The sequence below is a fragment of the Streptomyces sp. NPDC058291 genome, from assembly GCF_042880855.1.
In the GTDB taxonomy this organism is placed as follows: domain Bacteria; phylum Actinomycetota; class Actinomycetes; order Streptomycetales; family Streptomycetaceae; genus Streptomyces.
Genome location: NZ_JBHVYK010000141.1, coordinates 1 through 12,296 on the forward strand (window position 1 = coordinate 1; position 12,296 = coordinate 12,296).

The 12,296-nt window shown below is 68.1% G+C and carries 12 protein-coding genes and 2 pseudogenes; 11 read left to right on the top strand and 3 right to left on the bottom strand.

Annotated features, from left to right (window positions below; translation table 11 throughout):
- The first annotated feature begins 133 nt into the window (after positions 1-133).
- The 4 genes from ACFVYK_RS36730 (at position 134) to ACFVYK_RS36745 (ending at position 3,133) form a co-directional block, all read left to right on the top strand.
- Positions 134-460 carry a hypothetical protein gene (locus ACFVYK_RS36730; protein ID WP_389781079.1) on the top strand — a complete coding sequence of 109 codons (327 nt, stop codon included), beginning with the start codon at positions 134-136 and terminating at the stop codon, positions 458-460.
- A gap of 793 nt (positions 461-1,253) precedes the next feature.
- Positions 1,254-1,436 (top strand): hypothetical protein, encoded by a 183-nt coding sequence (locus tag ACFVYK_RS36735; RefSeq protein ID WP_389781080.1) that lies wholly within the window; start codon positions 1,254-1,256, stop codon positions 1,434-1,436.
- Positions 1,433-1,609 (top strand): hypothetical protein, encoded by a 177-nt coding sequence (locus ACFVYK_RS36740; RefSeq protein ID WP_389781081.1) that lies wholly within the window; start codon positions 1,433-1,435, stop codon positions 1,607-1,609. Before ACFVYK_RS36735 ends, ACFVYK_RS36740 begins: the two co-directional genes overlap by 4 nt.
- A 774-nt stretch (positions 1,610-2,383) precedes the next feature.
- Positions 2,384-3,133 (top strand): transposase family protein, encoded by a 750-nt coding sequence (locus ACFVYK_RS36745; protein ID WP_389781082.1) that lies wholly within the window; start codon positions 2,384-2,386, stop codon positions 3,131-3,133.
- Between the two features lie 113 nt (positions 3,134-3,246).
- Here the strand turns inward: ACFVYK_RS36745 and ACFVYK_RS36750 are convergent, their stop codons facing one another.
- Both ACFVYK_RS36750 and ACFVYK_RS36755 read right to left on the bottom strand, forming a co-directional pair.
- Positions 3,247-3,798 carry a hypothetical protein gene (locus ACFVYK_RS36750; protein ID WP_389781083.1) on the bottom strand — a complete coding sequence of 184 codons (552 nt, stop codon included), beginning with the start codon at positions 3,796-3,798 and terminating at the stop codon, positions 3,247-3,249.
- 64 nt (positions 3,799-3,862) lie between these two features.
- A complete protein-coding gene (locus tag ACFVYK_RS36755) occupies positions 3,863-4,876 on the bottom strand; it encodes a hypothetical protein (RefSeq protein ID WP_389781084.1) in 1,014 nt (337 codons plus the stop codon).
- 42 nt (positions 4,877-4,918) lie between these two features.
- Between ACFVYK_RS36755 and ACFVYK_RS36760 the strand changes: the two genes are divergently transcribed.
- Together ACFVYK_RS36760 and ACFVYK_RS36765 are read left to right on the top strand one after the other, a co-directional pair.
- Positions 4,919-5,083 (top strand): hypothetical protein, encoded by a 165-nt coding sequence (locus ACFVYK_RS36760; protein WP_389781085.1) that lies wholly within the window; start codon positions 4,919-4,921, stop codon positions 5,081-5,083.
- A 757-nt stretch (positions 5,084-5,840) separates the two neighbouring features.
- Complete coding sequence (locus ACFVYK_RS36765) at positions 5,841-6,605, top strand: SDR family NAD(P)-dependent oxidoreductase (protein WP_389781086.1); 765 nt, start codon at positions 5,841-5,843, stop codon at positions 6,603-6,605.
- 172 nt (positions 6,606-6,777) lie between these two features.
- On the opposite strand, the gene ACFVYK_RS36770 is transcribed toward ACFVYK_RS36765, so the two are convergent.
- A complete protein-coding gene (locus ACFVYK_RS36770; protein ID WP_389781087.1) occupies positions 6,778-7,335 on the bottom strand; it encodes a TetR/AcrR family transcriptional regulator in 558 nt (185 codons plus the stop codon).
- A gap of 73 nt (positions 7,336-7,408) precedes the next feature.
- Between ACFVYK_RS36770 and ACFVYK_RS36775 the strand changes: the two genes are divergently transcribed.
- The 5 genes and pseudogenes from ACFVYK_RS36775 (at position 7,409) to ACFVYK_RS36795 (ending at position 12,085) form a co-directional block, all read left to right on the top strand.
- Positions 7,409-8,566 carry an FAD-dependent monooxygenase gene (locus ACFVYK_RS36775; protein WP_389781088.1) on the top strand — a complete coding sequence of 386 codons (1,158 nt, stop codon included), beginning with the start codon at positions 7,409-7,411 and terminating at the stop codon, positions 8,564-8,566.
- A gap of 98 nt (positions 8,567-8,664) precedes the next feature.
- Positions 8,665-9,246, top strand: a pseudogene (locus ACFVYK_RS36780) (IS5 family transposase); the annotation flags it as partial.
- Complete coding sequence (locus ACFVYK_RS36785; RefSeq protein ID WP_389781089.1) at positions 9,246-9,572, top strand: hypothetical protein; 327 nt, start codon at positions 9,246-9,248, stop codon at positions 9,570-9,572. The pseudogene ACFVYK_RS36780 and the gene ACFVYK_RS36785, both read left to right, overlap by 1 nt.
- A gap of 6 nt (positions 9,573-9,578) precedes the next feature.
- A complete protein-coding gene (locus ACFVYK_RS36790) occupies positions 9,579-10,037 on the top strand; it encodes a hypothetical protein (protein WP_389781090.1) in 459 nt (152 codons plus the stop codon).
- A 527-nt stretch (positions 10,038-10,564) separates the two neighbouring features.
- Positions 10,565-12,085 (top strand): annotated as a pseudogene (locus ACFVYK_RS36795) (ISL3 family transposase).
- Positions 12,086-12,296: the final 211 nt, after the last annotated feature.

A 12,296-nucleotide genomic window follows, 5' to 3' on the forward strand; every position in this document is an offset into this window, starting at 1 on the left:
GCAACCTTGCCCCAACCTCAGGCAGAAACGGACATCACCTTACGAACCGCCCACTTATGCGCCGCGCCTGCTCTGTTCGACTCTGTGGATCACTCACCGCATCCAAGTGAATCCGCACAGGCAGGAGTTCAGCATGCCCACGCAACGTTCCTCAGCGCAGGAAGTCCCCTCGATTCCCCCGGTGCACCCGGCCCCGAACCCGCTCACTCAGCACTCCCAGCTCGCCGGCGCCGGTCTTGGCGGCGTCGGCAGCCTCGCGAGCGCCCTGGTCGGTGCTCCATGGCAGGCCGTCGCCCTGATGGTGCTGGCGGGGCTCGCCGTCGTCGCGCTGCAGTCCGTACTCCACACGGTGATGCCGCAGGAATCCCCAGACCGCCTCATCTGGTGGATCGACCGCCGTATCCATCACACCCGCCGCCGCATGCAGTCTGTTGGTGCCCGGCTGCGGCGCCCGGGATAGAAGCGGGCGCGTTCAGCAGCGCCCAAAGGCGCGCACAGTGCGCGGTGGTCAGCCGCGGCGAGACCACCCGCGGGAGGAGCGGGTTGGGGGATGGCCGCCTGCTCCGGTGCCGGGGCCAGCTTGGTCCGGGCGTGCAGCCGGAAGCCAGCCGCCAAGAGGTCCTCAATGGGGACGGCCCAGCCGCGTTCGTCGTCCAGCACCGGTCCCGGGAGCTCTCCGGCTTCAAGCCCCGCCGGATCGTCGTACGGCTCACGCCACAGGCGGTGGCGGCCTCGCGCTGGGTCAGCAAGGGGCGACTGGTACTCATGGCCCACAGCCCGACCCGCCTCCAGGCCCCTGCTGCGTCGCAGCCCGCTGACCTGCCGTGGTCGGCCTCACGGTCGGTGGCCTGACTCCTAGTTCCAGGCTCATCGTCGGGCCCGTGGCCGGGGCCCCGACCATGCGCTGCCCGTCCGTTTTCCGTCAGGCGGGATCCAGGCGCTTAACGCTTGGGATGCGGCGACGTACAGCGTGGATATGTGGACGGTCACCAGAAAGTGCGCTTACCGAGGCGGCAGCGCTGGTCGTTGGCGCCGCAGAACCGTGCTGCTTCAACCCGCCTGCTACGTGTCTCACTTCACGTGAGGCGTAAAAGCGCTGATCAGGCGGAAGTTGCGGGGCTAACTCCCGCCTGCACCACCCTGGCGGCGCCCTGCCCGGCGCCATCTACCCGGGACGCAAGGGCTGAGGAGCGCCCACGCTCCGCCATCCGTCGCACGCGACCCTGCCGCGTGCCTGACCCCCAGGGGGACTCGTGTCTGTCATCACCGCGCTCGCTCTGCTCGTCGCACTGCTCCTGGTCGTCGTCGTGGTGCTGTTCGCGGCCGGCGCCGCCTACGTCGTGCACCGCCACCCGTCGTGGAGCCAGCCGCTTGGCGCCGCGTTCGGCGCGGTCACGGTCATGGCAGCGCTGGTCGGCGTGATCCTCGCCCGGTGAACAGGCCGCAGGACGACGCGCTCGTCTTCGACGTCCTGGCGCTGGAGCTGCGCCGCCAGGTCGGGCGCCCGGTCAAGAGCGAGATCGTCCGCGCCCTGGTCCACCTCGCGGCCTGTCCCGGCCCGGTGGCCGACCGCCTGGGCGACGTCCTCGACCGTCGCACGGCCACCTGACCGCCGGCCCCGGGCGGGCCCAAGGGCGACCTTGGGCCCGCCCGGCGGCAACATCTCCTGCACGATCTCTTGCGGCATCTCCTGCGACATCTCTTGCGCGACCCCTCCGGGACTCCGCGCGTTCGCGCAGGTCACCACGCCGTTTGAACGTGGTCGGGGGTCTGACATCCCCCTAGAGCCTCCTCAGCCGCCCACGATCAAGGAAGAAGGAGAGTGGGGCGGGGCTGGGGCAGAGGTCGGCCCGCCGGGGGATCGGGCGCCCTGGCGGCTGTGTTGCGCGTCGGCACCGCCTCCGCGCTGCCCGACCGCTGGAGCGTCCGGACGGAGCAGGAGCGCCGGGCATTGCGGTGGACGTTGCACCAAAGGGTTGCGGGAGAGGCTGCGGTGGATGTTGCGCGGCCTGGTGGCGGGCGTCCCCATCGCCCCTGGTCATGGCCTACCGGAGCGTGGTTGTGATGCCGACATCCCCTCAGCGCGCCCCGCACCGCCGCTGCCTCGGGTGACTCGGTGAGAGGGGTTGGGCAGTCAGCCTCGTGGGCTCTTCGCCGGTGCCGGCGAAGAGCCTGCCTTCGTGTGATCTTCACGCCATACGGGGGCTGTCTTGCGGCTGTAGCTGAGGGCAGCCGTAGTGGGATACCGCGCCCGTTTGTGGAGACTGAGCGTTTTTCAGAGTGGCCACCGATCGGGTGACGGGCCGGTGCCCCGCAACGCACGAGGCTCCTGTGCCGTTGAGAGAGGTGTTCGACGTCTCAACCCATCAGCGCAGGAGCCTCGTTGGTTCCCTATCCTGCCTCACTCGACCTGCCTCGCACTCTGGTCGAGTGGGTAACCATGCTCATCGTCACCCGTGAGGGTGACCGCCGCTGCAAGCTCCCGCCGCATCAGCGTGCTCTCGTCGCCTTGATCTACCTCCGCCGGCACGACCCGCTCACGCAGATCGCCGCCGGCTTCGGCATATCCGTGGGCACCGCCCACGCCTACGTCACCGCCGTCACCGGCCACCTCGCCCGCCGGGCGCCGGGCCTGCTGCGGGTTCTGCGGGAGACCGACCCTGATCACGTTCTGCTCGACGGGACGCTCGCCGAGTGCGACCGGGTCGGCGACAGCCGGGCCGACTTCTCCCAGAAGCACCGCCGCCACGGCGTGAACATGCAGGTCGTCGCCGACCCCGCGGGCAACCTGCTGTGGATCTCGCCCGCCCTGCCCGGCCGCACCCACGACCTGACCGCGGCCCGCACCCACCGCATCATCCGGATCTGCGAACGCCAGGGCGTTCCCGTCCTTGCCGACCGCGCCTACATCGGCGCCGGCCCCTGGGTGACCACACCGATCAGACGGCTCCCGCACCAGGACCTCAACCCGACCCAGCGGACGATCAACCGGGCCCTGTCAGCGGCACGAGCACCCGTCGAACGAAGCGTCGCGCGGCTCAAGTCCTGGCGCATCTTCCGCCGGTCCCGTTGCAGCCCGAACCGTATGTCCCTCATCGCCGCCGCCGTCCTCACCCTGGAGAGGCAGCGCTGAAAACGCTCACTGGTCATGCTGCGGCGAGAAGACCTCGTTTACTGCGGACACGGCGGGAAGGTCGGCTATCGACAGCCGTGACCGGACGTCCTATGACGGTGAGATAGCGCCGCTCAGCTCCCACATCCGGTGATGTCGTCTACGCAGTCCTGTACGTCCTCGGCTCCGATGGTGTTGAGCCGCCAGCTGATGATCCCCTCGGCTTCTCCGCTCGCTGGTGTGATCCGAGCGGTGACGGGGGTGCCGGCTGGGATATTGAATTGGTCCGCTTCGCGGTCACCGCACTCCACGTCCCACTCGCTCTCCGCGTCGCCCCGCATCAAGGTCAGCGTGAGCGTGTGCGCTGAGGGAGTCTGGCAGGCAATGTCGAAGGTATAGGGCCTTTGGCCCTGCATCGTGAGGGTCCTGTTCAGTCCCTTAGCCAAGGTCGTTGTGCCGGAGTCCTCCCGGAAAACGCTCTTGGGTTCGACGGCGTTCAGAGCACGTGCCGCGCGCTGCATAGCCTCTTCCGCATCTTCTTTGCCGTCCCAGGTGGGGGGTGGAGATGCAGAATCACTCTTTCCGTTTCCGGACTCGTCCGGTTCCCGCTTCTGCTCCGCGCAGGCTCCAGTCAGGGCTGCAACGGAGAGGAGGAGGATGCAGATGAGGGGGCGGCGTGCGCGCATGAGGCTCCAGTCGAGTAGGGCGGGGGGTGGTGTCGCCTGAGGCGGCACCACCCGTAGGGGGACGCTAGCGGGTACTGCGTCGGTACAGTTCGGGACCACAGACTCGGGCGCAGGGATCGTCCGAGCGGGTCCTCGTGGCGGCGAAGCCAGCCGGCGGCGGGACCAACTGGTACTCGCGGCCAAGTGAGTCGGCCTGTGTATTGCCGTACATGGACACTTCGCCGTCGGACCAGCGCACGAAGAGGTCGTCCTCCCAGTCGTTGGCGCCGAACTCGCCTGCTGCGACGATGCGGGCATGGGTCCAGGTGCTATTCGCCGCGAGTACCGTGGACCCGCTGTTCAGTCCTTGAGTGGCGACGTCCTGGTAGACCGTCAGTTTGCCGTCGGCCCACTTTACGAAGAGGTCATAGTTCGGGTTGGCGTCACTGGTATCTCCATCGAAGTCGCCTCCGGTGATGAGATCGGCGCTGTTCGCCCACAGACTGTTCTTTGGCATTAGCTGCGTTTCAGCGTGGAAGCCGGTGCCATCTACGTTGATGTACTTGGTGACCTCACCGTCGATCCAGCGCACGACCAGGTCGTCGGCCCACTTGTTGCCTCCGTACTTCCCTGTGGCGATGCCCTTCGCATTCTTCCAGATTGATTTGGCTGGTGCGACCTTGATCTCATTTGCCGGATGCTGGTCCAGCGATGTGGGCAATTTTGTCTTTTGATCGATGTCCTTATAGATCGTCACTTCGCCGTCCACCCATTTCACCATCAGATCGTAGGCATTCGATCCGGTGTAGTCGCCTGCGGTGATAACGTCGGCGTATTCACTCCACAAATCGTTGGGCCCAGCCAATTGCACCTCGCAGGGCTGTCCGGCTTTACATCCGGTGTAGAAGCCCTGGTTCTGGTCCCCCGGGTAGAGGGTCATCTCACCGTCGCTCCATCTGACGATCAAGTCGGAGTCGCCGAACTTCTGCGACTCTGTGTGGAATGTGCCGGATGCAGCGCCCATGGCATGGGAGCCGGCGGAGGTGTGGATACCCAAGGCAGCGCTGGACGCCCTCGCCGTGGCGCTGAGCGTGCGCACGGTGGCGATGCGGACCCCGACGGCATCGAGTGGATGTACCCGGTGGGCACGTGGGACGAGGAGCACCTGGAGGTGGCGCTCATGCCCGGTGCCGAGGAGGTGTGGCTGCGGATGTCCACCGACCGCTCCAGCGTCGCCGTGTGGACCATCGACCAGTGGTGGGTCTTCTCCGGGGAGCTGCCCGGCGCGACGCCGCCGCCAGCCTGAGACGCGCGCCCCTCGCGGGTCGGCCGGCGCACGGACGGTGGAGGTCGGCGTGGCTCCGGCGGACCCGGGTCGTTGAGCATCCGGCCGCACCGCCGTGCCTTGTGGCGGGGCGCTGGCCGCCGCAGCAACGCGAACGAGGACCGATGCCGAAAAAGCCCGCCCACGACCCGACGTACGGCTACGACCCGGAGACGCATACGGTCCTGGTCGATCAGCACCCGGCCCGCAGCGTGTTTGCGGCAACTTCAATTGGCCCCACTCGGGTATTGAAGTTGGCCCCACCGTGAGGTCGTGGGGAGCGTGTGAGGGTCGTCAACCTGGCTCCGACAAGTTGTTTTGGCTCCACCCCGAACGAGTGGGTTCCCTGGCCGTGGGGCGGGGGCGGAGCGGTAGCGTGAGCCGCATCGGATCCGACTGGACGATGGGCCCCCGACAGGCACGTCGACAACACCGCGGATCTCGACCCGTGTTCGATCCGGGACCGCTGGATTCTCCGGTCCGCGGTGGACGACGAGGACGGGCATTGGCGCGACCGACGGAGAACGGTGCGGGCCCAACCGGCCGAGGCCAGCGCCCCGCATGGGGCGCTGGCCTCGGTTCGTGAGCGGGTCAGGTCGGGTTGTTCAGGATCTTCGGCAATCCCCAGGTCGCTCATGTTTCACACTTGGTTGTGCAGTGAACAAAGGGGTGGGTAGCCGCGCTCGCTGTGGAGGCGGTCGTCGGGATGACGGGCGCTCGTGGCAAGGTTGGGGGCGGCATGAGCGGCAAGGGCTCGGGGGGTCTGATGGGCGGCACGGAACGTTCGGTAGTGATCAGCGGCGGTGGCACCGGGATCGGCCGGGCCATCGCCGCGAGGTTCGCCGGGCAGGGCGACAGGGTGACCATTCTGGGGAGGCGAGCGGATGTCTTGCACGCGGCGGCCCAGGAAATTGAGGCGGTCCACCCCGTGGAGGCCGTCGCCGTCGACCTTTCTGTTCCGGAAGAGGTCGAACAGAAGCTGGGTGAACTCCCCGAGCGTGTCGATGTCCTGGTGAACAATGCGGGCAGGCGCGGCACACCTGTGCGGGAGGGTGGCCTGAAGGAGGTCGCCGAGCGGTGGCGGCGGGACTTCGACAACAACGTTCTGCCGGCGGTCCTGCTCACCGAGGCGCTCCTGCCGCGCCTGACCCGCCCTGGTGGCAGGGTGGTCACTCTCAGTTCCCTCGCTGCCTTGCGGGGAAACGGCGCCTACGGGGCAGTGAAGGCGGCTCTGCTGGCTTGGAACCACACGTTGGCCCAGCAGTTGGGGCCGCACGGAGCCACAGCCAATGTCGTGGTGCCCGGCTTCGTCGCAGGCACCGAGTTCTTCGGCGTGCCCGCAGACGAGGAGGAGCTCGCCAGACGGCGGGCTCAGACCCTGGTCGGCGGGGTCGGAGGGCCGGACGACATCGCGGCTGCTGTCGCCTTCCTGGCCTCGCCGGAAGCGCGCTACATCACGGGCGAATTCCTGAACAGCAATGGTGGGGCGATGCTAGGGCGTTGAGCAGCCATCACGACCACTTCGTCCTCCGCAGCATTCGTCAGGGGCTCACGATGGGGGACGAGGGTGTGAACCGCTCCCGTGTTGGCTTACTGATCGTTTCAGAATGAGCGCGTGGGTGGCGGAGACAGATGAGGCTGCAGGCCCGTTCGAGGCGGACCTGGACGCCCGGGTCCTAACGTAGGGCGGCGGCGACCAGGCCTTCGAGGGCCTCGCGCGGTACTTCGCCGCCGCTCACCAGCCGGTCGAAGACCAGTCCGTCGATGCAGGTCAGCAGGATGTGACTGCGATTCTCGACGTCCGTCACGCCGTGGGCGGCGAGGAACAGCCGGACAGCATCGCGGCCGGCGTTCTCGCGGGGTACGAGGATCTCGCGCAGCTCACGGTCACGCAGGCTCTCGACGGCGCAGGCGTAGCGAGCGAGCGAGCGGCGGCGGCCCTCGCCGGTGAGTCGCCGTCGGGCGAGCAGCACCATGCCGTCCACCAGTTCCTCGACGGTGCGCAGAGGTGGCAGTTCTTCGGCCATCGTTTGCAGTTCCGCCTGGTCGAGTTGGACCAGGCGTGTGACCAGGCCGGTGAGCAGCGCGGCTCGGGTGCGGAAGTACGCCGACGTGGTGCCGGGCGGCATGGCCGCTTTGCGGTCGACTGCACGGTGAGTCAGGCCGCGGACTCCTTCGTCGGCAAGTACGTCGAGAGCCGCGTCCGCGAGGAGGGTGCGCCGATCCGAAACCATGGCTCCTTTCTACACCTGTAGAGCCTCAGATAGAGTCACCCTTCTACAGCTGTAGAAGGGTGGGGGCTTCGGCATGGGCAACACGGCAGTGGTGGTCGGAGGGGGCATCGGCGGGCTGGCCGCCGCGATCGGACTGCGCCGCATCGGATGGGAAGTGACAGTCATCGAGCGTGCCTCCATGCTTGAGGACGCGGGGGCGGGCATCTCACTGGCAGCCAACGGCCTGCGGGCACTGGATGAACTCGGCGTCGGCGACGCGGTACGGGATGCCTCCCGAGGCCAGTACAACGGCGGCACTCGCACACCACAGGGTGGTTGGCTGGCCCGGATGGACGGCTCGGCGCTGGAGAAGGCGGTGGGCACACCGATCATGGGCATCCCCCGTTCCACCTTGCACCGGCTGCTTCGCGACTGCCTGCCCGCCGAGGCACTGCTGATCGGCTCCGAGGCGGACTCGGTCGAGCAGATCGGCCCTGGGACGGTTCGAGTCGGCTGCGGCGAGACGGTCCTGGACACCGATCTGGTAGTGGCGGCCGACGGCATCGGCAGCAAAGTGCGCAGCCATCTCTTCCCGGCTCACCCCGGTCCGGCCTACAGCGGCTCGACGGTGCTGCGTGCCATCACCGAGCAGGCGGTCGACCTGCGCACCGACTTCGAGCTGACCTGGGGGCACGGCGCCGAGTTCGGGCACATCGCCTTCCACGACGGGCGGGCCGAGTGGCACGCCGTCCTCAACCTCCCCGCCGGGACGCGGTTCGCCGACCCACTGGATGAACTGCGCAGACGATTTCATACCTGGCACGACCCGATCCCCGCCCTGCTCGACGCGACTCGGCCCGCCGCCGTGCTGCACCACGACGTCAACGAACTCCGCACACCGCTCCCCTCGTACACGGTCGGCCGGACCGCGCTGCTCGGCGACGCGGCACACGCGATGACCCCCAATCTCGGACAGGGTGCCTGCCAGGCGCTGGAGGACGCGGTCACCCTGGCCGCCGCGCTGGCCACCGAGCCCAACGTGAAGGCCGCGCTCGCTCGCTACGACGCCGAGCGCCGACCTCGCAGCCAGGCCGTCGCGCGGGCCGCCCGGCAGGCTGGGCGGATGGGCCAGCAGCTCTCCCACCCGCTGGCCGTCGCCCTGCGGAACACGGCGATGCGGCTGACACCTTCCCGCGCCGCAACGCACATGATCCTTCGGCACCACGCCTGGGTCCCACCACAACTGAGTTGATCCGATTCGCACCCCGCCAACTCACCACCAGACGCCTTCCGAGACGAAGTCGAGCTGCGGGTCTTGCCGTTGGCGGTCACGGTGGGCAGGGTGTCCGGGTGCGTGCTGATCTTGTTCCGGACGACCTGTGGGAGCGCGTGGCTCCGCTGTTGCCGCGTGCTCCCGAGCGCAGTTACCGCTATCCCGGGCGACTGCGTGTTCCCGACCGGGTGGCCCTCGCTGGCGTCTTGTACGTGCTGCGTACTGGTGTCGCATGGCGCGACGTCCCGACGGAGACTGTGGGCTGCTCCGGGGTGACGGCGTGGCCGACTGCGGGACTGGACCGAGGCCGGCGTCTGGCCGCGTCTGCACGCGGCTCTACTGGCCGAGTTGCGGAGCACCGACCTGCTGGACCTGGACGACTGTGCCGTGGACGGGTCGCACGTCCGGGCCCTCAAAGGGGGGACCACGTCGGCCCATCACCCGTCGACCGCGCTCGTGCCGGCTCCAAGCACCATCTGATCGTCGACCGCCACGGGACCCCACTCGCCGTCACACTCACCGGCGGCAACCGCCATGATGTCACCCAGCTCACGCCGCTGCTGGACTCGGTCCCACCGATCCGGGGCCTGCGAGGACGGCCCCGCCGCAAGCCCCGGCGCCTGTACGCGGACCGGGGCTACGACTTCGACAAGTACCGGTGACGAAGAACCGGGACAAGGAGGATCTCAACTACCTCCAGATGGCCGGTACTTACATCTCCGACTTCGGCGGCCTTCTCGTCGGCAAGGACGACCGGAAGGCCCAGGGCATCCTTGGGTCCTACTCACTGAGGTACGACGTCGTCAAGAGCAAGGGCAACACGCTCACGGTCACGTACCACGCCTGGACCGACATCGACAACGAGTCGTTGATCCCGGGGCACATGGGATGGCAGAAGGTGTTCAACGGCACTCCGCAGTACACCGGCGGCTTCTTCGCGGGGTACCGCGTAGAGGTCGACTGGCAGGAAACGATCTATAAGTAGGCAGGCGTGAAGGTAATTCGTGGGTGCGCGATGGCCGCGGCCGTCCCCGTGCTGCTTCTCGGCGGCCTGTTCGCTCTCGACAGCTGCGGAGTGGGCAAGGCGGACGAACTGAGTTCGGCGCAGGTCGCCGGGGTCTGGAAGGGCTCCGGCGGCGGCCGAGTCGAGTTCGACGACGACGGCAGGTTCGAGATGTCGGGCATTCCGCGCGATGCCATCGAGTTCAGCTTCATCGACCCCCCGCCCGGAAACGGCAGACTCTCCGGGCGGGGCGAGTGGAGCCTCGCCGGTGAGGACGACCGCAGCAGCACCATCGAACTGCGCTTCGACGCCGCAGGCTCCTTCTCGGACTTCGAAGCCACGCTTCTCCAGGTCGAGGAGTCGGGCGACCACCCGACGCTGTACTTCGACACGAACGCGGACAAGGCCTACGGATACGAGGTGCGCCGCGAGACAACGTCCAAATAGGGCTTGGCCATGTCGGTCGCAGTAGGCCGACCGGGGGATACCACCGCCCGCGACGCGAACGCGGGTCGGATGCGCGCTGGAGATGGGCACGCAGGCGGGCGGTGTCGTGCGGGTGAATGAGGCCCAGTTTCGTCAGGGCGGCAGGGACCGGGGAGGTTGGAGCGGCAGGCACGGGACCTCAATATGATCAGCCAGGGCTTGGTCATGGTCCTCGATCAAGACTGGTGAGGTCATCGGGTCCGCGGTGGCATGAGGGGCAGCGGTGCAGGGAGGCGATCAACGCGGTCTGGAACAGGATCACGATCTTGTACAGACCGAAGCCGTGGCCTCGCCTTGTGGGTTGAGGTGATGCTCTGTGCAGAAGAGGTGGGCTGCGGAGACGAGCGCCACGTGGTGGTGGAAGCCTGAGGTGCGGCCCTCGTAGTCGCCCAGGCCGGGGTCTGCCAAACGAGCGGCTCTGGCCCGTAGTCGGTGGTAACGCTGGGTAGCCTTGCTTGATCATGATCTTGTGATGGATATCAACCCCCTTGTCAGCACGGCTTTTTTCCGGGCTGTCGGTGCTGGTCGTCGTGGACGTGGGGGACTGTGGTGACGCGGTGGTGGTCACGGCTCGCACTCGGGATGCGGCGGTGCCGTGTCCCGAGTGCCGGACGCTGACGGCGAAGGTGCACGGGTATCACCCCCGGACGGTGGCGGACGTGCCGGTCGACGGCCGCCAGGTCGTCGTCCACCTGCGCGTACGGAGGCTGGTCTGTCCGGTCCTGGGCTGCCGACGGCAGACCTTCCGCGAGCAGATGCCCGGACTGCTGGAGCGCCATCAGCGCCGCACGGTGCGGCTTGCCTGGCAGGTGTCCCAGGCGTCCCAGGTGTCCCAGGTGGCGCGGGAGTTGTGCGGCCGGGCGGCCGCACGCCTCGTCGGGCTGCTGGCCGTGCCCGTTTCCCGCAGTACCGCACTGCGCCATCTGCGACGCCTGCCGCTGCCGCGGCAGGCGGTCCCGCAAGTGATCGGCGTGGACGATTTCGCCCTGCGCCGCCGCCACCGCTACGCCACGATCATCACGGACGCCGAGACCGGCCGACGCGTCGCGGTCCTGCCCGACCGCGAGCGGGCCACCCTGGAGTCCTGGCTGCGCGAACATCCTGGTGTCGAGGTCGTGTGCCGCGACGGCTCGGCCACCTACGCCGAGGCCATCCGCCGCGCCCTGCCCCACGCGGTACAGGTCAGCGACTGGAGAAACCTCTGCGACAAAGTCCAGCTCGAGGTCCGCGCACACCGGCTGCTGGGCCACCATCAACCCGCCCCGCCCCGGTGGAGTACGCGAGCAGACCACCCGCGAACGCTGGAGCAAGATCCACGACCTCCTCGGCCAGGGCGTCGGCCTGCTCGACTGCTCCCGCCGCCTGGACCTGGCCCTGAACACCGTCAAACGCTACGCCCGCATGCCCGAACCCCAGACCCTGCGCATCGCCCCCGCCTACCGGCCCACCCTCGTCGACCCCTACCGCGACCATCTGCGCGCCCGCCGCGCGGTCGAACCGGCAGTTCCTGTCACCCACCTCCTCGAAGAGATCCGGGAGTTGGGCTACACCGGCAGCGCGAACCTCCTGGTCCGCTACCTCAATCAGGGCCGCGCCGAAGGCGACCGCCCCGTCACCACCCCACGTCACGCCAGCCGTCTCCTGCTCACCGACCCCGAAAACCTGCGCCCGAAGGAAACGACCCTGCTGGAGGAGATCGCCGCGGCCTGCCCGGAGATGACCGCACTCGCCGATCTCGTAGGCGGCTTCGCCGCCCTGCTGAAACCGGTCGAGGGCAACGACGTGAAACTCATCAAGTGGATCACGGCCGCCCGTGCCGTCGACCTACCCCAATGCGCAGCTTCACCAACGGCCTCGAAATCGACCGGCCCGCCGTGAACGCCGGCCTCACCTTGCCCTACCACAACGGCCGCACCGAAGGCGTCAACACCCGCACCAAGAGGATCACGAGACAGATGCACGGACGCGCCGGATTCGACCTCCTCCGCCACCGCATCCTCCTGCCCTGACGGCTACCCGGCGTCACCACCGACTACGGGTCAGAGCCGAACGTCTGGCCCTGTCTCACATTCGGTGGTGACGGAGAGTTGTCAGGGTCGTTGACCTTCATGTGATGGATGTCAACGAGCTTGTGCAGACGGTGTTTTCGAATCTGTCCCCGCTGCTCATGGAGGATGTGGTCGACGAGGGTGAGCGGATCGTGGTGCGGGCCCGGACGCC